This is a genomic window from Caballeronia sp. M23-90 (assembly GCF_053574605.1).
In genome coordinates this window covers 1-24,792 of the sequence record NZ_JBSIPA010000044.1, presented here as the reverse complement: position 1 = coordinate 24,792, position 24,792 = coordinate 1, and the positions used below count along the sequence as shown (strand labels likewise).

Here is a 24,792-nt window from a genome sequence, read left to right as displayed (position 1 = left end):
GAATTGCCCGTCGCCGCATGGATCAACCCACCCAAAAAGAAGGAATCCCAAACCCGCATAAAACTTGACGCTTGCTCACTGAATGTAAACACCCAGGTGTCGCAAACTCATTGACACGCTCCGCAGGGGGCGACTGTCTATCCGTAACGCTACGGCTTTGGCATCAACAGCAACGCTTTCTTTGGTCGCCTCGAATATCGCCGTACGGAGCGCCAGTCGTAAGCTTGGCAGGACGATATCGAACAGGTCTTGTGACGGTTCGCCACTGACGTAGCGCAGATACTTACCGGCAAATTCCGAGACGTGTACAACGCGTGAGGTGCTGTCTATGACGACACTTGGCGGTCCGTACTGGACCATCGCCCGACGGTGCAGATCTTGATAAGGAAGCACCGGGGATGCTTTTGTCCGGTGAACGTTAGGGAGCAACACAACCATGTTCGTCGATCCAATCGCACGTGCGACGGGTAGGTGAGATAGGCCTTTTGACCGCGCTAGCTGTCTTGCTCGAAAAACCCGGTGCTTTTTATCCACCAGTTCAAAGAGGTCTTCTGCGGCATCAGCTGTCTCGGCCGACCCCAGGAAGAGAAAGCCTCCCGGCCGCAATGAAAAATGAAATCGCTCTAGTACTTGTCGTTGCACGGTGCGGTCAAGATAAATGAGCAAATTGCGGCACGACACGAGATCGAGCTGGGAAAATGGCGGATCTCGAAGCAGGTTGTGCTCAGCGAATAAAATTTGCTCGCGCAAGCGCTTATTCACGCGGTAGCGCAACTGTTCCTTCGTGAAATGCAGACGAAGTCGAGTGGGCGGCACGTCGGTCAGGATCGAGGATGGATACATTCCAGCGCGCCCGATTCTGATCGCCCGTTCGTCGATGTCGGTCGCAAAGATCTGAAAGGACTGACCGGACGGCTGCATTTCAGCGCGCTCGCTCAAGAGCATGGCTATTGAATAGGCCTCTTCTCCGGTTGAGCATCCTGCGACCCAAGCGCGAATCTGATCGTTGGGCGAAAGGCCCTCAAACATTTTGGGCATGGTCTCCCGCTCAAAAGCTTCGAAAGATTCGCGATCACGAAAGAAGTTGGTCACGCCGATCAACATATCGCGTAAAAGCAGCTTTGACTCTTCAGGCGTGGCAAGCAGAAAGTCGCGATACGCCGGCACATTGGGCGCGAGATTAACCTGCATGCGCCGCTCGATTCGACGCAGCACCGTCGCTCGCTTGTAATGGTTGAAGTCATGTCCAGTGCGCTTCAACAATTCGTTCAAAACTTCTGATAGCGCCTGCTCCGCGTTTGCCGCGTCGACTTTTTCGATCTTGGCGCGTTCCGCGGGTTGAATAGTCGGGAGCTGAATGACCTTGGCGTTTCGCCACAACCTGATCAACTGCTGAGGAATGTCCACGACGGGCAGCACAAAATCGACCATGTGTGTGGCGATCGCGCTTTGCGGCATCGCGGGATATTGCGCGTCGTCAGGGCTTTGCGCGATCGTGATGCCTGCAAACTCTTTGATCTGGCTAATGCCCACTGCACCGTCGCTGCCAGAGCCCGAAAGGATGACCGCCATCGCTCGCTCGCGATGCACTTGAGCCAAGCTGCGAAAGAAAAGATCGATGGCAACTGGTTGTCCTCGCGGGCTGTCAGAGTCAGTCACAAGAAGATGGCCGTCTTCCATCGTCAGATTTTTTGACGGCGAAATGACGTAGACGTGATTTTTCTCTATAAGCGTCGACCCAAGAACTTGGGACACAGGCATATGTGTCACCCGCTGCAACACTTGGTCGACACTGCTTTCATGTTCGGGAGACAGATGAAGCACGACAACAAACGCCATATCCATGTCAGCTGGCGCGCTTTCGAACATTCGCAGGAGCGCCTGAATGCCACCCGCGGATGCACCGATCCCGACTACAGGGAATGGAAGGGGATTTGCCAGCGGATGAGATGAGACGTTCGGGTCGTTTTCACGGGCAATGCTGTTGTCGTTATTCATCGATAGATCCTAGCTCAGACGCCGGCTTGAGCGGACGCTTAATGAATGGCGAAGGTTAGCCGGCATACTTAACGCAATAAACAGTCCACGTATCTTGTCGAGATGACAGAGCGGCGCTGTATCTAACCTCGTTTCGTCAGACGGCTGCGTGTTGATCGAGCACCGATTTTTATCTAGACACGAACAACATTGATTTGGAAATCTCTGATGAGGCTACATATAATTGCCACGACGAACACGTCGTGAGCTGCTGGGGATCGCATTAACACGATTTGGCCCAGTCGGTTTGCTGCATTTTCGGCTGAGGCTGAATAGGGCAGACTAGCGGGAATGATAAAAGCTATCAATAATTAAATCCGGATAGGGCGTATTGTTGGGATTGAGTTTGGGGAGTAGAAAGCTGCATTTTCCATTTGCGCCTCTTCACAGGCGTAAGTTTCGATGCTCCAGCCGCCGCCTGAAGCCCCGCCAGATGAGGACGCACCCGTCGATCCCGTGACCACTCGCATCGTCCTGCGCCTGGACGACGCTGTTTCGGCGCTTCGCGAAGGGAAGGGGACGGGGCTGCAGGCTCTCGATTTGGCAAGTCGCCTGATCGGTGAGCTGGCTGACGATGCGAGGACAGCTGCCGCAACGCTGCGGGGCGAAAGGCCACGCATTCCGCGGCGCCGGACTGCGTGGAGTTGGCTATTCTCACGACGCTTGCCGAGTGGCGTGGCGCTGGTCCAGCGCGTTTTATGGGTCGAGTCCCCGTCCGATGTTCAGTTGGCCACAATGCTCAGCGCCACGCGCGCAGCGTTCACTCAAATCACGCTTGCCTTCAGCGATGATCTGATGGCCGACGCCAAAGATGCGCCAGAAGATTTCCAACCGCGGTCACCTGGCGGCCCGAAGTCGTCGCGGGGCAACCGTGGCCGAAAATCTCACGCTTACCTACGGCTACACGGCGGAGGATCTCGCAGCGGTGCGCGCGTATGTGCAACGCGTGGCCTACGATCATCGCGCGTACTTACTACGACGCCGATGAGGACAGCCTCGCGGCCACGCCTCGGCGATGGACCGGCACCTTCGCACCATGCTTGATGGCCTGGTGAAGGTGGCGATCGAGCACGGGTCGGCCGCGCTTGCGGAACACTTACGCTCGTCGATCGAGAAACGCGGGCAGCCGAAGCTCACTACGGTGACGTCTCGGATGGTCACGCTATTCGGCATTTTGAGATTGCGTTTCCGAAGCCGGTTTAGTGCGTATCAAGGTCACCGCCGTAATGGCGATTCCCATCAAACCGCCTATTCCCAGCGCTCCGATTGCCGTGAGTGGCCCGAATGTGCGCGAAAGCAGTCCGGCAATGACTGTCCCTAGTGGCCACGTACCAATACAAACGGTCACCAGCCCCATTACCCGACTGCGAAGGCGCTCGGGCGTTGCGGCAATCACAATAGTCGTCTGGTAAATGTTATAGGCGGCGCTGCCGAGTCCTCCAACGAAGAGGATCCCCAGCATCGGCAGGAGTGGGCGTTGGACCCGGCCAACCACCGACACGGCAATCAAGGTCGTGAAAAGGACCGTCGCACCGCCCGCTAGCCAACGAACCGGCGGACCACCCAGCGGCTTTACTGCTAGCAGCACACCACACAGTAACGAGCCCGCCGGCTCAGCCGCTGCCAACACACCGACCATCAACGACGATACAGCGAGCACTTGTACTCCCAGCGGCGCGAGAAGTGTACCGTAGCTGTAGCCAAAAAGATTCGCGAACAGAGAGACGCTAAGCAGAATCAGCAGCGTCTCGCTCGAGCGTGCGTATGCGACGGCATCACGAAGATCCGATAGCGATTGTTGCAGGTGAAGTGGACCACCCTTGGCCTGAGAATAAGGGATTCGCATCATGCTGAGAAAGGCGACCACGCTGCATGCTGCCGAGATGCCGAATGCGCCTGACAATCCAAGCCGTTCATATGCGAGGCCGCCAACAATCGGTCCAATGCATCGCGTCGCGTAGTTAGTCATGCTATCCACTGCCACAGCTCGCGATGCGGCTGCGTCGCCTGCGCACTCCGCTATCATCCTACGTCGTGCAGGCATTTCAGTCGCGTAAACCATGCCGCTGACCAGAGCCGCCAACCCCAGATGCCAAGGTGAAATTGCACCGCAAAGACTGAGGACACACACTACGGCGGAGCTGATCGAGGTGACCAGCAGCCCAGCGACCACAATCCGCTTCCGATTTATCGCATCTGATAGCACGCCGATAAACGCGCCAGTCAGCAAAAGTGGGAAGCTGCGCGCTGCGGAAACGAGTGCCACTGCAAGTCCTGAATTCGTGACGTGCAAGGTGAACAGTCCGCCAGCAAGCATTTCGAGCCACAACGTGGTGTTCGCGAGCGCGCCGGCGAACCATAATCCCTTAAACCTAGGCGCAGAAAATAACGGGCTTGTCGTTGATGGCTCCATCCTCGTTCCGAATTTTGGGAAAGTTTATTGTTTTGAGCCTTAAGCCGCGCTCGAATCTAACGGAGCCATCATCCAATGCAGCCAACCGTTTCCGATGAACGCAGACGATCAGGTCTTATCAGTCGAACACCATCCACGCTAACAAGCAAAACATCATAGCCTTCAAAGCTGATGTTATCGCCAACTTAGGCGGACGTAATGGGAGGTCGGACATCAATCCGAATCAGGACGTCAGTAGCTCTTCGAGGCGATCGAATTCCAGCGGTTTCAATATGTAGCCATTGAAGTCGCCAAGACTCACGCTATGTTCCAGTCCGACATGCCCGGTCATTGCTAAAATCTGGGCGTGTCGGGACAAGCCCTCACGCCTCATGTCAGCGCAAACGGCTCGACCGTCTGTGTCGCCAAGCTGAAGGTCTAAGAGTATTAAATCAAAAGCCGTGGTTTGGGCGAGTTCAACGGCTCTCTCTCCGTCGTATGCGACGAGCGCCTCATGACCCATCGCTGCCACGAGGGCACCCAGCGCATCTGCCGATGCCGAATTGTCGTCAACGAGCAGGACCTTCAAGCGAGTCTCCAGTATCGTAGTTCATGTGGCTGATATGATATCCGACGACCGCCCGGTTGACGCCAATCGGCTTTGGCACGAAAGAGCAATGGACTTTTTCGGTCTATTGGTTATGACAGCGGCGTATGGCGCGTTCGTCAAGTGGCTGCCTGATGTGGAAGTTGGTTGGCGCAATGCTCAGATCGGAGGTGGCGTCGCTTCGCGTTGTTCTCTGTTGGCTGGGATCTAAGCGGGCGATACCTTTCACATGCTGCAACCGCAGGCTGCTTTGCCGCGGCAGGCTTGCTAGCGGTACTCATGATGTGGCTGTACTGTTCGGCCGCTGTGTTGCTCGCTGGACCGGAGGTCGCCATAAGACTTGACCTGTGCGACGGCAAAGTACTCGGCAATCACGAACCCAGTTTAGAGAAGCCGTCTAAGCCGATCCACCCGAGATTTCCAGTACTGTGAATGCGGCGACTATGTCGGCTGATACGTGCAGACGTCGGCTTGCAAATACGGCGTTGCGCGCTGCGCCGGACACACACGCGAAAGCCTGCCCGTTCGATTTGACATAAGCTTATCAACCGCAATCCGTTCAAGCGGCACGGTAGCGTCGACCGAGAATTGGCCCAATATTTTTCTGGCGATAGCGCATGGAATGTGCGCACCTATGCTCGCCAAGTCTAGTGAAAAACATAGTGAAAATGGGTTAAATACCAGTTGCGTTGCGATCTGAACCAACGATACAGCTACCGTACACGAAACGACGTAGCCGGCAGTCGGCGGCGGCTCTGCGTAAGGCTTTCGCATGGCTTAGCCTTTGAATCGAGGACCTACCGTATTCCCGCACCCCGGCATCTGTATCTGGCCTTGTACCTGGCATGCTAGAACAGCGGCTCCGCCAAGTCCGTGTTTTGGTTGATCCGTTCTATAAACTCACGGCCATACGCCCGCTCCGTGGCGAAATCTGCCCCGAGAACTTCGTCTAGTTGTGGGCTTAATTCGGGTCGTCATCCTCGAATGAGACATATCAAGACGTGGGTGCCGTATCAATTGCACGGACACGCCGTATAGGGAATCGCCCCGTCACGGACCATCCGTTGATGGAAAGAAAAACAAGCAGCGTCACGCCAAAAATGCATTGCCGGCCTGCTTCACCAATCTGCAATGCGGTTAGGAGGCTCGTAAGCACGGTGAGAAAGAGGGCTGCAATCGCTACCGCCACGTAGTCACCGCGTCCGCCGCCAAGTGACACGCCGCCAATGACCGCCACGACCACGCTTGTTAGGACATAACCTGTGCCTAGCCCAAGGAACGCTTGGCCGACGTAACCGACCAGCAGCAAGCCTGTCATTGCGGCGATCATGGCGCTGAAAAGGTACGCCAGCACGCGTACGAGACGCACGCGGGTGCCGGTCAGAAACGCGGCGGTGGGATTTGCCCCTGTTGCCATGAGTCGACGTCCCCAGGCGGTGCGATCGACGAACCACCATACCACGGCGGCCGCTACGAACCAGAGAATGGCGATCACGGGTAACCCCGCCACGCTGTGCCCAGCTAGTTCGATGAGTGTGGGGCTGGCGGCCGTATTCACGTGCACGATAGAAGACCAGACGATCAGACCGCCATCGACAAGGCTGCCCATTGCTAGCGTCATGACCAGCGGCGGCACCTTGAACAGGGTAATTCCAACCCCGTTCAATAGTCCAATAATAGCGCCGCACAAGGCGGCCGCACTTAGCGCCAGCACCATGCCGGCCGGGCCTTGATTGATTAGCGCTGCGCCAACAATGCCGCCCAAAGTCGCCGAAGCGCCGACTGACAAGTCCAGTCCTTGGCCACCAGCCATCATCACGATGGTTTGGGATATACCAAACAGGCCTAGGAATGTGGCAATCTTTAACTGATTGCCAAACTGACTGGGGTTCGTGAATCCTGGAACAACGAGTTGGCCGCCGACCAGCACAAGCACGACCAGCAGAATGAGTAAAGATCGCCGCGACTGAATGACCGCTTTCATGCTGAATTCCTCGCGCCGACAAACGTAAATCCAAGCGCGACGACAATTACTGCGCCCTTAAATAGTTCCTGGTAATTGCTTGGAATGCCCGCGAAATAGACCACGTTGCCAATCAGTACCAGAACCAGCGCGCCGCAAATTGCGCCGATCATTGAGCCCCGTCCTCCGGCCAGAGAGATGCCGCCGATCACCACAGCCGCGACCGAGTTCAACGTATAAGGCAGGCCGAGACGTGCGTCGCCCGATGATGTTTCAGCCGATATGCACAGCGCTGCTCCAAAAACAAACAGCCACGCGAGTACATACGCCAGCAGCTTGACGCGCCTTGTATCGACGCCCGATTTGGAAACCGCATCCGCGCTGCTACCTGTTGCGATCAGTCTCCGTCCAAAACGGTGCCGCTGTAACATTGCCCATATGCCGGCGGCAATCAACAACGGCACGGCGGCAAGGGGAAGCGGGCCTACGCGCATGGCGAACCATTCGCCAAGCACTTCGGGCACCGTGCCGCCAGGTTGCGGCATCAGCAAGAGCGCGCCACCAAACCAGATGGCGCCGGTCGCAAAGGTCGCAATCAGCGCGCTTTGTTTGAAGTAGCCGACGAGCAAGCCGTTGACCACGCCCGCCACAAGCGCTACACCAAGCGCGGCGCAGCAAGTAGCCACTGCTCCCCAGCCTGCAAGCGCCGGAGCGCTCGCGAGTACGCAGTTGACAACCGATATCCCGGCTCCTATCGATAAATCTAGTTCCCCCGAAAGCACGACGACGGCTTGCGCCATGCAGATCAGGATCACAGGTGCCGCGTTTTGTAAGTTACTTGATAAGGAATCTGCACTAAAAAAATCAGGCTGAAGATATGCGTTCAAGCCGATCACGACTAAAAGCATGGTCAGCGCGGGGAGTGCCGTTGCGAGCCGAGTTATCCTGAAAGGCAGACGGCTCGCCAGGCGCTTGGCCGACAGCCTCTTACCTGGCTGATGCAGCGATTCGGCGAGATGGATTTTCATGCGGCGCTCCGCCCGAAGAGAGCACTGGTCACCTGTGATTCGTTCATGTCATTTCCTTCAAGCTGCGCAACCACGCGGCCTTCGTAGAGCACGATGAGCCTATCGCACACGGCAAGCAGTTCTGCCGTGTCCGACGCGTAGACGATCACAGCCGCGCCCGCGTCCGCGAGCAAGCCGACAGCCTCATAAATTTCTTTTCGAGCAATGACGTCCACGCCTTTCGTCGGATCGCTTAGAAGCAAGACCCTCACGTTGACCCGCGCATCGAGCCATCGGCCGATGACGACTTTTTGCTGATTGCCTCCGGACAACGTTCGCACGGGCTGGCGCACGTCGGAGGTCTTGATCCGCAGACGTGCTACCACGTCGTCCACGAAGCGCCTTATCGATACCCGCCTCAGTCGCCATGCGTGTTTTTTGAAATTGACGCCGACCTGTGCGAGATTGAATTCGACGGACTGGTCAAGCCATAAGCCTTGTCGATGCCGATCGTTAGGTACGAGACACACGCCCGCATCGATCATTTGATCAACCATCCAATGCCGGGCGCGACAAAGTGTTTTTCCTTGTTCGCCTCGAGCATGTCGAGGGCTTCTTCGTCCGCGAAGCTCGCATGAAATACGAGTTCCAGACCGTGACGCACGCACTGCTTCACCGACTCGCTGGAGCGCGCGTGGGCCGCGACACGCTTGCCGGCGCGCTTCGCCTCGGAGGCGAGCATCGCGATTTCTTCCTCGGAGAAGGGCGACGATTCCGCCGACAGTCCCGCAATGTATTCGCCTGACAAGTTGATCTTAAGATGATCAACACCGTACTTAATGAACATCCGCGTCATCGCACGCATTTCCTCAGGGCCGCTGACGACCGCGCCGAAGTTCAGCTCCGTAAAAGGCATGTGCGGCAAGGTGTTGTCCGCGAGACCGCCAAGAATCGTGATCTCCTGGCTTCCCGCCAGATACCGCGGACCGGGGAATTCGCCCGCATCCACGGCATTGCGCAGCACGACATCGAGTCGCGGCTTGGCGGCTGCCGCGCCGAGAGCCGACGTCCATCCCATCTCAAGGTAGCGCCGCGCAACCCGCACGCACCACAGCATATGTTCCTCGGGTGGCATGAACTGTATTGCCGTCAGCGAGGGCTGGTCGTTCCAGGAGAAGTGCGTATGCGCCTCGGTCATCCCGGGCATCAGGAACGCACCCTTACCGTCGATGCGGCGTGCCTCCGGCGCGTCTATCTGCGCATCGGTTGACGAACCTGCGGCGGCGACACGCTTGATTCGCTGACCTTCTACCAGAACCTCGCCCTTGAAAGGCTGAGCGCCACTGCCATCGAAGATCAGTACGTTCGCGAATAAAGTAGAGTCCATTGTCTCCTCCTGAAAGGCGGATCGCGTGTTCGTTGCGAGCGGTTATTGTTGTCTATTCAAGCATCGATAGCGCGCATTGAAGGCCCGCAGCCTCATCCCGCTGTTGCGTAAAACGATTTCAGTGCCGCAGTTGATTCTTGCGGTTTCTCGAAAGTCGTCCAATGACCGCAGCCACCGATGACGACGACCTGACTGCCTGCAATACGCTCACCCATGGCTTTGACCGCGTCCGGTTTGCCCACGCCATCCTGATCACCGGTAACCAGGAGCGTGGGCACCTTGATCTGTTCCACTTCCGCCGCCTGCGCGCCGGCCAGTGCCTCGCAACTTTGCGCGTAACCTTCGGGGGTTTGCCGCATGACGCTCTCGCGAACCAAAGCCAAAGTGACAGGACGTTGCGCTTTAGTTTCATCGCTGGTCGCGCCCTTGACAATGGCATCAGCAATCTCCTGCACCCCGGCAATGCCTTTCTCTCGCGCCAACGTGGCCCGTTGGCGCATTCCGTCACGCCCTGCATCGGGTGGGGCAACCAGCGGACCAAATAACGCGAGGCTCTTCACAAGGTGCGGGTGTTTGATCACAAGATGCTGCGCAACGATCGTCCCCATTGAATGGGCGACGATGTCCGCCTGCTGCAATTTCAATTCGTCCATCACCGAAGCGATGACGTCGACATAGGCATCGATGGAAAGCGATTCGGAAGAGATCAACGGGGACCGCGCACTGCCGGGCAGGTCCAGGCGAACAACTTTGCGGCCCTCGAACGCCGACATTACCGGCGTCCAGTTGTTGGACGATCCGCCGAGTCCGTGGATACAGACGACCGGCGCGCCGTCGCCTTCTGTTTCAACATAGAGACCCTGAATTTGCGTTGTAGCCATTACGACACCTCGTTTTCAAGGACGCCGACCTGCGGAATTTCCATCCGCACGACGTCGCCGCTTTGCAGGAATTTGGGAGGGGTGAAACCAAGGCCGACGCCCGCCGGCGTGCCAGTGGCGATTACGTCGCCAGGCTGGAGTTCGATGCCTGCCGAGAGCGTTTCGATCAGCGTGGGAATATCGAAGATAAGCAACTTAGAATTAGAGTCCTGACGCAGTTCCCCATTGACCCAGCATCGGATGCTGATGTCGTCGACGTCCAGCTCGTCGGCCGTGACGAGGTATGGACCCATCGGGCAGAACCCATCGAGCGATTTGCCAAGAAACCATTGCCGGTGTAATTTTTGCAAGTCGCGCGCCGTCACGTCGTTGATAATCGTGTAGCCGAAGACATGGCTCATGGCGTCGGCCTTCTTGATGCCGCGTCCCGCTCTTCCGATCACGACGCCGATCTCGGCTTCGTAATCGAGTTGCTGCGTTACATCGGCGTGTCGAGGAATTTTGACGCCGGGTCCGATGATGGTCGTCGCGGGCTTGGTGAACACGACTGGCGCTTCCGGGATGTGCTCACCTGCCTGAGCGCTTTTGTCGAACCCCGACTTGCTGAACTCCTCCGCGTGATCGTGATAATTTTTGCCGACGCAGAACACGTTTCGGCGGGGTGCGTCGATAGGGGCGAGCAACGTTGCGGAGGAAAGGGGGTGCCCGTTTTCGCCTTGGCGCAGCGAGTTCCGGACTAAATCGAATTGTAGTACCAATTGGACCATGTCGCCGGAGAAGCCCTCGGCTAGCTTATCCACTGTCCAGTACTGATCACCCTCCGTGTCAACCAATGCGATAGTTCTCTTGCCTTTCACGAGCAGATTTGCAAATTTCATGTTGACCCTTTACTCTAAGTCCAGTTGGTTCGCGTTGAAGCAACTGTAGAACCATAAGTGACCAATGCAAACAGGGGTTAACCAAAATAAGTACCAATTGGTTAATCTAACACTCTCGTTTGGAAGGCTGTTATGGGCGACGCGGAATCGATTAAATCCCCGGTCAGGGCGGAAGGCGCCCGAGCACTCGCGAAGTATCTGGAGGAGGCAATTCGCAGCGGCCGCCTGAGCGTGGGCGTAAAACTTCCTGCCGAAAGAGACTTGAGCGAGGAGTTCGGTGCGTCGCGCGGCGCAGTCCGGCGCGTGCTTGCCGACTTGAAGGGACGAGGACTGATTACTCAGTCAGTCGGCAGCGGCACGTTCGTTCTTCCTGGCGGTGCGCAGCTTCAGCCAGCCGGGGCAGTAGAGAAGCGAGACACTGTGCAGACAAGTCCGGCAGAGTTGATGGAAGCGCGGTTGATGATCGAACCGCTGATGCCCGGGTTGATCGTGCGCTACGCCACAACGACCGATTTTGCGAAAATGGTGGAGTGCCTGGAACGCTCGGAAGCCGCGACGAGCGTCGAGGAATTCGAGCATTGGGATGGGGAGTTGCACAAGACGTTTGCGTTAGCGACGCACAACAGTTTCTTCTTGCGCGTTCTGGAGCTGACTAACGAAGTCCGGGAGCAGGGTGAATGGGGACGTCTTAAGCGGACGTCGCTGACACCTGCCCGCCGCACGGAGTACGAAGATCAGCATCGCGCAATTGTGGGCGCACTGCGCGATCGAGATGCGGAACTTGCATGCGAGCTGCTAGCCGGACACCTGCGTCAAATCAGGCATAACCTGTTTGGCGCTTAAATACCGGAACGCAAAACGCGAGGCTTGCGTTGGCGCATGCGGTCTGAGCACCTTTTTACAAATCGCCCAAGCTGGGAGTGAGTTGCGGCCCGGTCAGATCGAATCGTAGAGTGACCGCGTTTTAGGAACGGTTCCGAAAGTTTGACTGTTGCGAGCGAGAATATAAGCTGACGCTTTGCATTTGGTCGCCAAGCTGAGTTCGACAGTTTTTCACTACCGGTCAGATGCGCTGTAGACGTTTGACATAATTATATTAAACAACGAAATGACAATTATCAACGGCAAATTAAATTTCGAATGTCAGATAATATCTGACATTTACATGAACAACTTGTAAAATTATGGTCATATAGTATTGTATAGGCCGCATTTGTGGAATTAGTCGCCGATGAAGAATGATGAAGTGCGGCAATGATCCCCTTCACTTTGACGCACGCCGGGATGAGGGCGCTCCAAGACCTGTCTGCATCTGCCTGTTCGCGCGTGGCGGTACTGATTACAGGCGATCGCCCAGCAACGTATCGGCAAACAGACGTAGTCCAGCGCGCTTGCGCTCTCTCCCCAAACTGGCCTATTGTGAAAGTACTGTACATACATACATACAGTATTACAGTATTTAGAGGCCATATGGAACAGTGGGTGCGAGTTCAAAACGAACGCGATCGCTTGGTGCTCGCGTGGCTACGTAGCCAGGTTGGCGATGCGGCGATCATCAGCGCGTCAACCCAATGCGCGACGTTTGGCGGAAAACCGTATATGTCGGCGATTTGCCGCGTTCTGCGACTGACACCGCCGCGCTTTACGCGCAGTGCGGTTGGCAACGCCGATATTAGCGAGCGATGTCTCGCTGACATCTACCGGATCCTTCACACTCCCCGAGAGGCAGCATCAATGAGAAGCCGTTGAGCGCATAGCTGCGGCGAATACGAGCGTGTGTCACTAATGGCGAAATGCCCTCCATTTGGGATCGCGCCGCATGGAGCAATGTCGATCGGTTCTTGACTTGTGCGTGGGATCGATAAAATAGACCCTGATCAGACCACTCCGCCGCATCGGGGACACTAAGTGACCGAACTTCTAACCATACTGGGCCTGCTCACCGATAATATTGGTTGGGTCCTGATTAACATTGCAGTGCCCGTGATCTTGCCGCCCGCAGGTCTCTTATTGGCTCGGCTGATGCCACTTCAGCAAGCCGAACGGGAACGCACCCGCATCGTGACGACGATTCAAGACGGTCAGCTCGGCTGGCTCGCGCTCGCGTGGTCGGCCGCTACTATCTACGAGGCATGGGAGTATATGGAAGCGAAGGGCCATGTTTTCGCGTGGGTTGCGGTCCTGCTGGCGTCCGAAATCGTCGTCGTGCTCACCGCGATGTTCATTGCCGCCGGCGGTGCGGTCACCGCCGACACGTCGACCAATCGCACAACGAGGTTGAGCGGGTCTATAATGGTTGCCACGATGTCCGCGATGTTGTTCATCGCGACCCACCTGAAAACCCTGCGCTGAGGAGCTGCGATGTCGATTTTGACGAAAGAGCAACACGCGAACACCTGGACGCGGGAGCAGGCACGCAGGTTTGTTTCGCGCGTCAGCGGGTACGCAGCGTTCGCCGCTGGCGTCGTTGGTTTGGCCGCATTGTTATTCATGAACCACTAAGGTCCTTTTTCTCAAAAAAAGCCCCGTCTTAAAAACGGGGCTTTTTTATGTCGACGGGGGAGCGGATTCACAAGCAATCGCCCCTGCAGATCGTGAACCAAGGCGAGTCTAACGTTAAGCCGATCTTGCTCACACCGACGCGAGATCCTGCGACGATATGTTCCGTCAGCCTGGATAAAGGTTAGTGCGTGGCGCAAAGCTTAGATGCAAGCCGTCGCGTGAAAACGCGGAAGGGCGAGTGGATTTTTAAGGAAGTCCGGCGCTGTATCGTCGAAGCCAAATTGCGCACCCAAACGAAAAGCGACACCGGGGGTGCCGGGCGGCTTTCTGTAAACACACTTGCATCATTAATGGATAATAAGCATTTCGTCATATCATCCGACCATGCTCTCTATCCGAAGCGCGCCCGCCATCCTTTCCTGGACCGTTACAGCTTTCACTATTGCGGCCTGCGGAACCCATTCCGCACCTACTCGGGAAAATTTCAAGGCGGCGGTCCAGGCCTACCTCGACAAGCAGCCAGCCTTATGCGTGCAATCTCCGTCTGTCGATATCCCATTCGACGCACCAAAGAGCACGCATCGGGGCGTGGACGACTTTGATCGTGCTCAAGCGTTGAGTTCTGCCGATCTCCTTAAAGCCAGCTCAGGAAAAATCGCACTTCGCGGCGATAAAAGCATGATGGTCGAGGGTGCTCACTACGTGTTGACAGAGACTGGCAATAAATTCCTGGTGCCGGCAGGGAAAGTCAGCATCTATCTTTCGTTTTGCGGCGGCAAAGCGGATTTAAAGGAACTCGCTGTTATCACACCGCCCACGGGCACTAATGTTGGGTCACTGGCAATCGTCCGCTTTGGTTATGTTGTGACCGATGCTCCGGCATGGGCACGCAACGATAAAATGCATAAAGCGTTTTCGCAAAATCTACGAGCGATGAGTCAGACCACATACCAGCAGATGTCTATCGCACTTACCAAAGACGGATGGACGGCGGCATATTAAGAAACACAACGTCGCTCCGTCGAAACTCGGCCGACTGTCGAAGGATGTTTGAACAACTGTTCTGACTCTCGGCCTGCGGTGGTTTATTGAAGGGTACGGTAGGTTAAGGATTCGCTTCATTCTACCGATAACGGAAGGAGCGGCTCCAAATTTTTCCCGCGGGTCGATTTTAGGCTGCAAGCACCAATAAAATGCTTCGATTAGTACGACAGCAGCTGGTATTGCGCTTTGCCATGAGCTGACAGGCGCGAGGTGTAAGTCGCAAGGAAAGCAAACGGTGACTCCGGGTCCTTGCGGTTCTCAGCGAGGTTGAAATGCACGCGGCCGACAAGATTCCAGGCCGGATGGCGCGACTTGAGGAAATCCTGAAGCGAAACTTTTTCGATAGCCATCGCGAGCAATATATTGGCCGATCAAGCGACGAACATAATATCGCGGGAAGGTCTGTTACCTCACTGAAGCAGGCGTTCGAATTTCCGCCTGAGAGCACGGTAGAATGCCCGTAGGCCGAAAAGTCTCGTGCGATGGCGCATAAATCGACTGACCAGGGACGATTGCGGCTTCGATTCAACCCTCGCGCTGCTACACAGCTCGGAGATCGGTTGCAGCGCGCCAGCTTGCTCTTAGGCGATTTTCCGGGACACTACGGGCATCTTCGCTCAGCCTCACATTCCATGCCCCATTCGTTTAAGCCTACCGCCTAGCAACACGCGGTCGTAGATGCTGTTCTTGGCGGAGGCGACCTGAAGATCAAGGCCTATGCCGGCGCGGGAAAGACTTCGACGCTACGGCTGGTCGCCGATCATCTCGCGGATAGGCGCGGCAGCTATCTCGCCTTCAACAAGGAAATCGCCCAGCACGATCGCCGCGGCTTTCCGTCGAATGTCAGCGCACGCACGGTGCATTCGCTCGCGTATGCATCCGTAGCGCCCGCCCTGACCGCGCGCGTGAATCTCCCGACTGAACCTCCGCACGAATTGGCTGCTCGCTATGGGATCGAAGCGATACAGGTGCCCACCATCACCGGCAAAACCGTCGATGTCACGCCGTTCGAACTTGGTCGAATGGTTGCCGACGGCCCGGGCAGGTTTTGCCGCTCGGCGCAGCTGCGACCCGAGGCTTCCCACATCCGTGTCGATGAAAAGGTTTATGGAACGGTGGCCGACTGGCTGCGCGAATCGTTGCTTCCTTGCGTCGTACGGCTGTGGAATGAAAGCACCGATCCACGCGGCCTTAGCGCAATTGCACCGGACGTCTATCTAAAAGTCTGGGCGCAGACAAAGCCGCGTATCGATGCGGATTTCATCCTGTTCGACGAGGCACAGGACAGCGATGGCGTCATGCTCTCGGTGCTTGGCCTCCAGCGCCATGCACAGATCGTCTACGTCGGTGATCCCTACCAGCAAATTTATGAATGGCGTGGCGCGGTCAATGCAATGGCTCAGATCGACGCGCCCGAGTGTGCGCTAACCGAATCCTTCCGGTTCGAACCTACGTTCGCAGCACTCGCTAGCCGTATTCTGTCGCTGCTTGGCAAGCGCACGCCCATTCTTGGTCAGGATGTCATCGGGTCGATCATGGTGGAGGATCCGAGTGTCTCACCGCCCGATGCCATTTTGTGTCGCAAGAATGTGACGGCGATCTGGCAATTGGCCGCGGGCATCGAAGCGGGTCACAAGCCCGCAATCCGTATGAGCCCGACCGAGATCGTGGCGTTCGCTGACGGCGCTGACCAGTTGCTGGCCGGCAAGCGAGCTTTCCGGCCAGCGGCATTTTCCCTGTTCGAAACGTGGAAGGACGCTCAATCATTTGCCCAGAGCGCGGTCGGGCGCGACTTACTACCGATTGTGCGAATCGTCGACGAGTTTGGCACCGCCTATCTGCGGGAGCTAGCGCGACGAGTTACGCCCGTGGCAGACGCCGACTACGTGATCTCGACCGTGCACCGCGCCAAGGGACTGCAATGAAAACGGGTGAAGGTCGCAATGATTTCCGCTTCAAGACCGTTAACGGGCGTTTGACGTTAGACGAGGACGAGTTGTGCCTGCTATACGTGGCCGTGACGCGCGCACAGCATGTGCTGGACATCTCCGAGCTACGCGAGGAGTTTTTGCGGTTGTTTGACTCGCGTCGCTGACCGCACAGGCCTGCTCCTCGCCAGCGTGCTTCTCAATGCCATCGTTTTGTTCTGCTGGTGGTAAGCGCCACTGCCATACGCCGCAGCAATACCGCAATTGAGACGGCGTCTACTTGAGTCGCTTCAGGAAACGAAAAACAAAGCACGATAGCTACAAAGCGACCGTCGGAAATCGGCCCATCATAATAGTCCGTCCCGCTTTTCATCAATACTGGTGGGACTAACAGTTCGCTGCAAGTCAAAGCGGGACATGCACCCGGGACTACGAATAAGTCGACTCAAACGCCCAGACGATTACCCTTTTTGTTTCGATAGCCCGTAAAAAAACAGGGTGCTCTGGAAAAAAAGGGTGTTTGTCTTTGCAGCTCTGGCGCCGTGGTCAGCTCGAGAATTGCCGAATTGCGCATCCGTCTCCCACAGCGCGCCGCCAGATGAATCTTCCTTCATCGTGTTTCGTAAAAATACGCATCAGCCTGCGCGGTGCCAGACCCGTACGGGATGCCAAGCGGGCACTCCTGTAGACGGCAGATCACAGGAAAATGTCTGCGTGGACATGGAAGCGCTTCGCAAGTCGCTTGGCTACGTCCTTACTGATTACGCGCTTGCCGCTCAGGATCTCCGAGATACGGTTTTGCGGTGCACAGTCGTCGAGGTCGGCTTGCGTCAGATTTTGCTGTTCCATGAGAAATCGCAGCACTTCGCGCGGCTCCGCGTCAGGAATCTCAATGTGTTCGTCTTCATACGCTTTCACCTGAGTGGCGATCAGGTCGAGTACTTCAGCGAGCGGATGCGCTTCGTCGTCGCCGACTTCGTTAAGCAACTCGTCGATGTACTCGATGGCCTTAACGTAATCGGCCTCGGTGCGCACGGCCGTGGCGCTGCCGATCAGCTCCTTGAACGGAAGCCATGCCTTCAGGATGGCGCTTGGTTCTGCAATGGCGTTCATCACTTTTCCTCCTTCCATTTGTCAGTGTCGTATTCGGCATGCGTCAAGACGTTTCGAACAAACACCTTGTGCGTGTTGTAGTGAATCGCGGCGATCAGTCGATACTTGTTCCCGCCGATGTCGAAGATCGTATGCGGCTTCACGTAGTCCGCCGCGCTGAAGGTCGCCTTCAGGTCGTTAAGATCCTTAAAATTCCTATCCTGCATGACCCTGAGCCAAGCCCGTAGCGGCGGCTCAGCGGCCGGGTGCTTCGTCCAGAAAGCTATGAGTGGTGGTTTGGAAATGATGTGCATGACAGTACTATATCCCACTTTGGGATACTTTCAAGCAGATTGAAGCACTTCTGCCAGCATGAGACCGTCGCTCGTGGCATCCCTCCCGCGCCCGCTGAAAATCTGACGTGGCGCTAGATCATGGCTGTGGCGGGACTGGGCCACCTCTACGGCGGCTGCCTATCGTCATCCGGAACGGCGGTGCTGGCGGTCTCGCGTCGGGCGACAGTGTTGCCGTGCGCCTTATCATAATTTTTCGATGCTTTCGTCGGGAAAACCGCCAAATGTGCTATGCGGATCAAATCGTCGAGGACTACCGCAAATACGTCAGGATGTTCGGCGCTGACATGAGCCATTCGGGATCTCGCGCAACTCTGCTTGGAGCGCGTCGAAGGCAGCGGCGCCAAGATTCCCGGGGGCATGGACGCAGCCTTAGCCAATCCAAATACCGAAGATGAAGGCCGATAAAGGCGTTGATCGACCACTACAACGCCGCCCATGTGACGTAGCTCAAAAAGGAACAGTTCGAACAGCGCGCACGGCTGGTGCGTGAGCGACACTTCAGACCATAGTGACCAAAGCGGCCACCGACAGTAAGCGGAACGCAACCGACAAGATCGACGCCAGGCCGCGCCGACTCGATAACATTGGGCGTGGGGATATGAAAGAACGTGATTGGCGCATTTTCCCCGGTCAAATTGCCTACCCACGCCTCTCGATTAGAACGCCATTACTTGGGCTCGCATCGCTGCGGGCTGACGAATCCACGCGACCGAAGAGAGGAATTGATTGCTCATTATACGTAAATAGAATGATCGTGTTTTAATCTGTCAGGAATGCGAATTAATTATCTTGCGCTGGTTGAAATGAAAGACCGCAAAAGTAGCCTGAGTCTGCAAGACACATAACACAGCGGTGTACGAACTCACCAAAAGGGCGGCAGTACGGTGCTTTGACGTTTAAGGATTATGGACATCGCAGATCAATGCTGACGCGCAACGCTGAGTGTCCTTAGTGCCGCTGATGTCTGCACTTTTGCCAATTTACCTACTAGACTGATCACTGACGCCTCCATTCAGTAGGCGCCGAAAATCCGATCGAGTGCAGCCAAGATGGCATCGCGACGATCCGCAAGGGAGCCAATGCGTTTGCCGAGCGCGTTCTGCGGAACAGCACTCATGGCAGGCGTGTCGAGAAATTGCTTTTCTCCATTGATTTCGAAGACTGGCAGCAAATCGGACGGCTTGCCTGAGAATCCGAGGTCCGGGGTAGGTCTCAAAGGAATCATAATGCGCGTCGGCAAGATTCCGAAATGCTCTGCACGTCGAGCAGGTAAGGTGCAAGGCGCCGCGTCTTGTCATCGGGATTATCGTAAAGATCAAAACGTCCTGTATTTCGAAAGCGGGAGCCCGTCGCGTTCGACCATCGCAGTGTATGCCGCGACCAACTCGGCATTGTCATCAGCCCAACGGCGAGCCTCGGTCTCCTGGGTTTCTTCGCGTACGCCTCGCCCGCTTGCGCGCGAAAGGTTGATCCCGAGCTCCTCGGCCCGATCCAGAACTTCAGGCGGCAGCGTGACATTTGTTGATTTGCGTGCCCGGACTTCGAGTGCCTTACCCATACGCATCTCCATGTTGGAAAACATGTGCATTATAGTCCACACGTGCTTTGGTCGCATGCAGTGAGGCCTATTTACCGCCGCAGAATGTGGCTTCGAGCGACGCTTGTTAAGCGTATTACGAATGAGTGATTCTTGGCACCTAGGCGTCGTGTTGCGAAGGTTTTTTTTCGACTCTTCCTTTATTTATAACGAGGAAGTTATTCACAGGCGCCACCATTCTGTAGAGCTGTTGTGTTCCCGACGTGAGCCTGTCTGTTGCGCGGCGGAGCGACCACTTGCGCAACAATGACGGCTTGATCGTGGCATCGTGTGATCGGAAGTTGTTGCGAATCCGTGCCGCCTATGCGCGGAGGGTAGACCTCGTTCCGAGCTGCCAAAGCATGTCGATGTTTTCCAGATAGGTCGCGACGTTTTCAGCAGGCGCGTGGATGATCAAATGTTGCGAGCTATCCATGCTGTTGACGTCTGCCGTCCATGGATCCTCAAGACTGGTGCATACGTCGGCGACGTCCTCGCGATATCGCTGGAACGTGTGATCGTCCCAAGCCTGAACGGCTGCAGGAGCAAGCAACACTGAGAGCACACCCTTGCGCTCGCCGATGAATCGCACCGGCGCAAGCAGGCCGCCGAGATACATGACCAAGATCGCATCAACAACCCGGTCGTCGTGATCTTCGTCCCAGATTATTGCAAAGTCGAGGAACCTTCCAAACTGAAGCTGATGCATCAATTCATCGTGCCAGGTTGGTACGCGCAGAACAGAATAATGTGTGCCCCGTCCGAGGTGTCCCACGGGCCGGATCTCATCGTGCAGCGTCTGGAAGCAGGGTGCGTAAGACATTTCGTGCTCCTTTCGGGAGAGAGGCGGTTTCCACCGCAGAACCACAGCCATTTCGTGGCTGTCGCGATCATGCAAATACTACGTATAGTGACCGATAAGCAGATGGCTGGCAGTCCTCTTCACGACGGCAATTGATCTGCCCGGCGCTTGATGTCGATAGGTGTGGCAATCGGTAAGGCAATGAACTGTTCCTCTGGTATCTCTCCCCAGTTTTGGGTGAACGGCAGATAGAAGTTGATCATCCATTCCTCCGCGACCTCGCGAGCCGCGTATGGGTGCAGGATCTCACCGTCGGCGCGTACGCGGTCAAACCGGAACATCTCCCTGCGCGGATACGCCGGATTCTTGAAGCGAACTTCCGTCATACGGTGAACAGCTTCGCCCGGATAGCCCGGATGGCCGGACGTGTCGGCTTCGACGACTGCAGCTTTGATGTGCTCTTCTTCCGTCAGGTGACAGTCAGCAAGACTCGCCTCGTCCAGAACTACTTCCTCCACCATGTACGGCGGTCCCTGATACCAGATGGGGTTGTTGTCAGTGAGTCGGATGGCAACCACCGTTCGCGTTCCTACGTCCGTGCATCGCCAACAGAAGGGGCCTTCAATAAATTCGAGGCCGATGTAAAAGTCAGCAAGCTTCATATCTGATCACCGTTCGGTTTCGTGTACACACAGTACAGGACATCGGTCAACGTTTCTTCCGCCTGGTTGTCGACTGGCGCTTCGTCGAGATTTCCGCCGTCAATTGCGCAACCGTTGCCGTGGGTACTGCGCCGAGATCAATGAGTTTATCCCGAGCATCCCGGTATTCTTCATAGAATCCTGCCCATTTGCTGAAGCCGCTGAGCTCGCCGACAGCGCGCAGCATTGCAAAGTGGGAAGCGGTCAGTAGTTGCACAGTGGCTTCGAGTTCTGCGATCCTGATGTCCTTCTCGGCAAGCGAGGCCGCGGTATCGGCGCCGGATCGTTTGGCAACACGTCCGCGCCAGCGGCGGTACTCGGCCTGCCGCTGCTGATATCCGGACAGTAACCGGCTCCGGGCTTCGCTGCGCGTAATTGACGATGCCGCGTTGATGGACGGGTGCCGCCGCGCGACAGCGCGCGCCGTGATGTCTTCGTCATCGGCCAGTAGCGTTTCGAGAATCTCGCGCATCTGGTCGTCGTCGCTGGGCGGTGTGGTCTCGTTAGGTTCACTCATCAAGTACTCCGCGTTGCCGAGGCCGTGACAGGTCAACGCCGTCAGGGAAGGGGCGTTCGCCCGCTGGCGTCGCAAGAAGCTTCTGTACGCCGGCCAGCCGCTTCCCTGCGTGGTCAAGCTGGTTTTGCCAGCCAATGCTGGTCGACGGTCTGGCCCTGGCCGACAGATGGCGGCAGTCCTCGAAGCACTCGAGATGTTTGGGACAGGGATCGACCGTAAATGAATTCATGCAATGCCCATATGGTGTGGCATTGAAACCGTCGGCCTCGGCGCGCAGGTATTCGTACGCCTCAGTGTCGCCCTCTGTTGCCTGGATGCGCCGAAACGCATCGACGATCGGACCATTCGCTTTGCCGCCCTTGATGAGCCGGGCAACCGTACTCGCTTTTTCACCGAGCATGATTTCGATGTCCAGGGGGATCTCGATCTGATCGAGATCTTCTGCCAGGCTGCGATGATCGTATTCGTAGCTTTGTGCGACGCTACGCCGGTTGAAGCGTTTCGAGATGATCGTGTCGACAACGCCCAGCCGAAACAGCTCCGTGTTTTGCAGATGACGCAGCATGTGCGACTCGAGCTTCAACCCGCGATCCTCGTCCGACTCACCGTATTTTTCGAATAGCGATGGTATGTTTTTGTCGTCCCCAAGCGCTAGGCCAAGAGACCGTGGATCTGGCCGACCGACTGCCATGTACCGGGTCACGTCGCACAAGCCATCGTTTCGCTCCTCGGCAAGCGAGCGCTTCGGATGCACAAACAGGAACTCCCACGGTTGGACGGCGCCAGCCGCCAGCGGCAAGGGAGTGGTGTCAGATACCTTCGTTGGTGTGGTCGTGCGGACATGACTTTCAAGCTCGCCAACGTGTAGGTAAGTGTTGCGCCAGTCCATGCGTTCCCGGACCCCGATGACCTTGCCGTCGGCGCACCGGAAGTGCAATGCGATGTGCCCGTCACGCATTTTGTCCAGCAAGCGTTTCCCGAACTGATACACCGCCATATCAAGCGTGAGCTGGCCACTTTGCTGCCTCTCTATTTGATGGCGGTATAAATCGGTCAGTACAGACGAGTCGAAGTTTTCGCGATAGCGATTAACAAACGGTTCTCGGTCAATCTCCAACCAGAACGGGTTACCCATTAGTCGCGTATGCACTTTGGTGAAGGGCACGATGTCATCGGGCCGATACCAAGGCAATTGTCGCCCCGTTTCGCACTGCAGCTTCAGGGTAGCGCGTATTGGCTCCGTGAGCTTCGCGACATGATCAAGCGTCTCAGCAATCAACGCACGGAACATGTCGGGCACCGGCTGCATGTTTTCACGAAGGACTGCGCTATCCGACTCGTCCTCCTGTTGCTTTTCCGCGAAGTGAAGAAGCGTGAGTGATGTCGAGATACCGCCAGATTCACCCGCCGGGAGCCCTCTTAAATCCAGATGGGTTCGCTCACGCTTCCAGTCAACTGGGAGCAGCGCCGCTTCGCCGATATGCAAGCCAGTTACTATCATCGTGCGTATCGCGGCGAACCGCAGATCGTCCATAAACGTGCGCGGTTTCTCGGTCATTACGATTCGGGTCAGTTCCCAGAACGCTCGGCGCTCAGGGAGCCGTTCCTCATGCTTGCGCGCCTCCAGATCAGCGCGCAATTCGTCCTGCGACCAGGTATATTTCGCCTTGATCGCGTTTTTCATCTTCATGCGGGAAACGACAATCGACCCGTACAGTTGGCCAACATCGCAGATGTGCTGGGCATCAAGAACTATCTTGACGATACCGACGACTAGGTCGCCTAGTTTTCCCGAGGACTGGATCCCTTTCCCGATGCGGATCGCAAGACGCAAATCGTCGACAGTCAGTTGTCACGGTTCCTTGTCCACACATGTGGCGATCACACGCAGCGGACGCGCAATGCACTGCAACACATATCCGGCCTTATTCCGTTTGAACAGCAACTGCTCGGCGACCGCGGCCTTGATGAGGTCCTGCCACGCGAGCGATAGAGCTTTGCGAATCAGTGGCGTCCGGTTGCCCTCGGCTCTCTCCGCATTGACGATCGCAAGCGCCTTCGTATCAGCCCCGAGGTCTCGCAGATAATGGGTCGGCGGCGGCACGTCGCCAGCAACGACGGTAAGGTTTCAGCCAACGCCGTCGGGTGCGGAGCCTGTTTCGTCGACGGGCATGTCCCACTGCATGCCTCTTTCCCGAACCAGCGTTTTGCCTAGTTCGATGAATGCGAAGTAGTGTGGATTCATCGATTGTCGCCTTCGATTTCCTCGATGACCACCTGTATCTCAGCAATCGTGCGTTGCAGTTGCAGGTAGACTGGCGAGCTGATGTCGCCGAGAGAACTCTGATCGAAGAACACCACTACTTCACGCATGGCGGCAAGCACGTCCTCATGCATCGCCTTATCGTGCAAGGGCATGAACTTCCTGCATCCATAGCACGACGTGACCGGGTTGTAAGGGCAAACAGGCTGCCCCGAAGAACATCCGCCGATACCTGCAATCGGAATGCCGTGAGGCACACCGGCGATCTGTTGCTCACCTTTAAGAAGGGTGAGCTCTTCCGGAGAGATGAACCGGTCGTGTGCAATTTTCGCCACGCGCCGGTATACGTCCGACGCACCGAGCGCCCGATTGACCCGTTCCGCGTGAGTGGCCGATGTCTCGTAGTACACCAGCCCCGTTTGTATATGCGAATGGCCCATAAACTCGGCTAGCTCTTCATGGCTTGCACCAGCGTCGACGAGCCGTTGGGCTGCGGTATGCCGCAGATCCGTGGCCGTTCCGAGGTCATCAGAGCCGATCAGCTTCCTCGTAAGCGCGGCAATCCGCGCTCCCGCTTCGTAGCTCGATCCGACCGGAGAGAAACGTGCGGCACCGGTAATACCCTCTGCCTTCCGTTTGCCATGAAACGCGACGAATAACGGAGCCCACTCACGCTTGACCGTATGCGATCCATCAGTAGCGTCCTTGTGTAGAAATCGCTGCACTCTGATGCTAGTGTTCTGTCCCAGAAATAACTTTACATAGTTTCGCCACTTTCTTGAGAATGGAATCGGCTGTTGCAGTCCACACAAACGCTCGCTTGTGCTGGTTGTACTGCTGAACATAGCGCTCGATACTG

The 24,792-nt window shown here is 56.5% G+C and carries 25 protein-coding genes and 2 pseudogenes; 5 read left to right on the top strand and 22 right to left on the bottom strand.

Features of this window, described 5'->3' with window-relative positions; genetic code table 11:
* Window positions 1–75: 75 nt before the first annotated feature.
* From ACRXB1_RS07305 to ACRXB1_RS07265, 9 genes and pseudogenes are all read right to left on the bottom strand, one after another.
* On the bottom strand, window positions 76–1,998 hold the full coding sequence (locus tag ACRXB1_RS07305; RefSeq protein WP_449491608.1) for a CheR family methyltransferase: 1,923 nt from the start codon (window positions 1,996–1,998) through the stop codon (window positions 76–78).
* A gap of 1,201 nt (window positions 1,999–3,199) precedes the next feature.
* Window positions 3,200–4,450, bottom strand: coding sequence for an MFS transporter (locus ACRXB1_RS07300; protein WP_449491607.1), 1,251 nt, complete (start codon window positions 4,448–4,450; stop codon window positions 3,200–3,202).
* Window positions 4,451–4,673: 223 nt separating this feature from the next.
* Complete coding sequence (locus ACRXB1_RS07295) at window positions 4,674–5,018, bottom strand: response regulator (RefSeq protein ID WP_449491606.1); 345 nt, start codon at window positions 5,016–5,018, stop codon at window positions 4,674–4,676.
* Between the two features lie 1,012 nt (window positions 5,019–6,030).
* On the bottom strand, window positions 6,031–7,020 hold the full coding sequence (locus tag ACRXB1_RS07290; protein WP_449491605.1) for an ABC transporter permease: 990 nt from the start codon (window positions 7,018–7,020) through the stop codon (window positions 6,031–6,033).
* Window positions 7,017–8,027: an ABC transporter permease gene (locus ACRXB1_RS07285; protein WP_449491604.1), complete on the bottom strand. Its 1,011-nt coding sequence runs from the start codon at window positions 8,025–8,027 to the stop codon at window positions 7,017–7,019. The genes ACRXB1_RS07290 and ACRXB1_RS07285 overlap by 4 nt, the downstream gene beginning before the upstream one ends.
* Complete coding sequence (locus ACRXB1_RS07280; RefSeq protein WP_449491603.1) at window positions 8,024–8,563, bottom strand: hypothetical protein; 540 nt, start codon at window positions 8,561–8,563, stop codon at window positions 8,024–8,026. The genes ACRXB1_RS07285 and ACRXB1_RS07280 overlap by 4 nt, the downstream gene beginning before the upstream one ends.
* Window positions 8,551–9,393: pseudogene (locus ACRXB1_RS07275) on the bottom strand (amidohydrolase family protein); the annotation flags it as partial. The gene ACRXB1_RS07280 and the pseudogene ACRXB1_RS07275, both read right to left, overlap by 13 nt.
* A 92-nt stretch (window positions 9,394–9,485) precedes the next feature.
* Window positions 9,486–10,274, bottom strand: a complete 789-nt coding sequence (locus ACRXB1_RS07270; protein ID WP_449491602.1) for an alpha/beta fold hydrolase — start codon at window positions 10,272–10,274, stop codon at window positions 9,486–9,488.
* On the bottom strand, window positions 10,274–11,152 hold the full coding sequence (locus tag ACRXB1_RS07265; protein WP_449491601.1) for a fumarylacetoacetate hydrolase family protein: 879 nt from the start codon (window positions 11,150–11,152) through the stop codon (window positions 10,274–10,276). The genes ACRXB1_RS07270 and ACRXB1_RS07265 overlap by 1 nt, the downstream gene beginning before the upstream one ends.
* A gap of 132 nt (window positions 11,153–11,284) precedes the next feature.
* On the opposite strand from ACRXB1_RS07265, the gene ACRXB1_RS07260 reads away from it, so the two are divergent.
* The 3 genes from ACRXB1_RS07260 to ACRXB1_RS07250 all read left to right on the top strand — a co-directional run bounded on the left by ACRXB1_RS07260 (window position 11,285) and on the right by ACRXB1_RS07250 (window position 14,656).
* Window positions 11,285–11,995 (top strand): FadR/GntR family transcriptional regulator, encoded by a 711-nt coding sequence (locus tag ACRXB1_RS07260; protein WP_449491600.1) that lies wholly within the window; start codon window positions 11,285–11,287, stop codon window positions 11,993–11,995.
* Window positions 11,996–13,060: 1,065 nt separating this feature from the next.
* Complete coding sequence (locus ACRXB1_RS07255; RefSeq protein WP_449491599.1) at window positions 13,061–13,504, top strand: hypothetical protein; 444 nt, start codon at window positions 13,061–13,063, stop codon at window positions 13,502–13,504.
* A gap of 738 nt (window positions 13,505–14,242) precedes the next feature.
* Entirely contained in the window at window positions 14,243–14,656 is a 414-nt protein-coding gene (locus tag ACRXB1_RS07250) for a hypothetical protein (protein ID WP_449491598.1), read from the top strand.
* Window positions 14,657–14,856: 200 nt separating this feature from the next.
* Here ACRXB1_RS07250 and ACRXB1_RS07245 read toward each other — a convergent pair whose 3' ends face one another.
* On the bottom strand, window positions 14,857–15,057 hold the full coding sequence (locus ACRXB1_RS07245; protein ID WP_449491597.1) for a hypothetical protein: 201 nt from the start codon (window positions 15,055–15,057) through the stop codon (window positions 14,857–14,859).
* Window positions 15,058–15,399: 342 nt separating this feature from the next.
* Here ACRXB1_RS07245 and ACRXB1_RS07240 point away from each other — a divergent pair, with 342 nt between their 5' ends.
* Together ACRXB1_RS07240 and ACRXB1_RS07235 are read left to right on the top strand one after the other, a co-directional pair.
* Complete coding sequence (locus ACRXB1_RS07240; RefSeq protein WP_449491610.1) at window positions 15,400–16,623, top strand: UvrD-helicase domain-containing protein; 1,224 nt, start codon at window positions 15,400–15,402, stop codon at window positions 16,621–16,623.
* Window positions 16,620–16,793: a hypothetical protein gene (locus ACRXB1_RS07235; protein ID WP_449491596.1), complete on the top strand. Its 174-nt coding sequence runs from the start codon at window positions 16,620–16,622 to the stop codon at window positions 16,791–16,793. The genes ACRXB1_RS07240 and ACRXB1_RS07235 overlap by 4 nt, the downstream gene beginning before the upstream one ends.
* A gap of 294 nt (window positions 16,794–17,087) precedes the next feature.
* Here ACRXB1_RS07235 and ACRXB1_RS07230 read toward each other — a convergent pair whose 3' ends face one another.
* From ACRXB1_RS07230 to ACRXB1_RS07175, 12 genes and pseudogenes are all read right to left on the bottom strand, one after another.
* Window positions 17,088–17,240 carry a hypothetical protein gene (locus tag ACRXB1_RS07230; protein ID WP_449491595.1) on the bottom strand — a complete coding sequence of 51 codons (153 nt, stop codon included), beginning with the start codon at window positions 17,238–17,240 and terminating at the stop codon, window positions 17,088–17,090.
* Between the two features lie 82 nt (window positions 17,241–17,322).
* Window positions 17,323–17,739 (bottom strand): helix-turn-helix domain-containing protein, encoded by a 417-nt coding sequence (locus ACRXB1_RS07225; RefSeq protein WP_449491594.1) that lies wholly within the window; start codon window positions 17,737–17,739, stop codon window positions 17,323–17,325.
* Window positions 17,739–18,032, bottom strand: coding sequence for a type II toxin-antitoxin system HigB family toxin (locus ACRXB1_RS07220; RefSeq protein WP_449491593.1), 294 nt, complete (start codon window positions 18,030–18,032; stop codon window positions 17,739–17,741). Before ACRXB1_RS07220 ends, ACRXB1_RS07225 begins: the two co-directional genes overlap by 1 nt.
* Window positions 18,033–19,086: 1,054 nt before the next feature.
* Window positions 19,087–19,317, bottom strand: a complete 231-nt coding sequence (locus tag ACRXB1_RS07215; RefSeq protein WP_449491609.1) for a CcdB family protein — start codon at window positions 19,315–19,317, stop codon at window positions 19,087–19,089.
* A gap of 72 nt (window positions 19,318–19,389) precedes the next feature.
* The gene (locus ACRXB1_RS07210; RefSeq protein WP_449491592.1) at window positions 19,390–19,632 is read right to left on the bottom strand and encodes a type II toxin-antitoxin system CcdA family antitoxin; all 243 of its coding nucleotides are present in this window, start codon (window positions 19,630–19,632) and stop codon (window positions 19,390–19,392) included.
* 340 nt (window positions 19,633–19,972) lie between these two features.
* Window positions 19,973–20,473 carry a hypothetical protein gene (locus ACRXB1_RS07205; protein WP_449491591.1) on the bottom strand — a complete coding sequence of 167 codons (501 nt, stop codon included), beginning with the start codon at window positions 20,471–20,473 and terminating at the stop codon, window positions 19,973–19,975.
* Window positions 20,474–20,592: 119 nt separating this feature from the next.
* Window positions 20,593–21,114: a hypothetical protein gene (locus ACRXB1_RS07200; protein WP_449491590.1), complete on the bottom strand. Its 522-nt coding sequence runs from the start codon at window positions 21,112–21,114 to the stop codon at window positions 20,593–20,595.
* A gap of 46 nt (window positions 21,115–21,160) precedes the next feature.
* Window positions 21,161–21,670: a hypothetical protein gene (locus ACRXB1_RS07195; RefSeq protein WP_449491589.1), complete on the bottom strand. Its 510-nt coding sequence runs from the start codon at window positions 21,668–21,670 to the stop codon at window positions 21,161–21,163.
* On the bottom strand, window positions 21,663–23,504 hold the full coding sequence (locus ACRXB1_RS07190) for a hypothetical protein (protein WP_449491588.1): 1,842 nt from the start codon (window positions 23,502–23,504) through the stop codon (window positions 21,663–21,665). Before ACRXB1_RS07190 ends, ACRXB1_RS07195 begins: the two co-directional genes overlap by 8 nt.
* Before the next feature lie 18 nt (window positions 23,505–23,522).
* Window positions 23,523–23,774 carry a hypothetical protein gene (locus ACRXB1_RS07185; RefSeq protein WP_449491587.1) on the bottom strand — a complete coding sequence of 84 codons (252 nt, stop codon included), beginning with the start codon at window positions 23,772–23,774 and terminating at the stop codon, window positions 23,523–23,525.
* A gap of 137 nt (window positions 23,775–23,911) precedes the next feature.
* Window positions 23,912–24,658: a hypothetical protein gene (locus tag ACRXB1_RS07180; protein WP_449491586.1), complete on the bottom strand. Its 747-nt coding sequence runs from the start codon at window positions 24,656–24,658 to the stop codon at window positions 23,912–23,914.
* A 7-nt stretch (window positions 24,659–24,665) separates the two neighbouring features.
* Window positions 24,666–24,792 (bottom strand): annotated as a pseudogene (locus ACRXB1_RS07175) (IS630 family transposase); the annotation flags it as partial.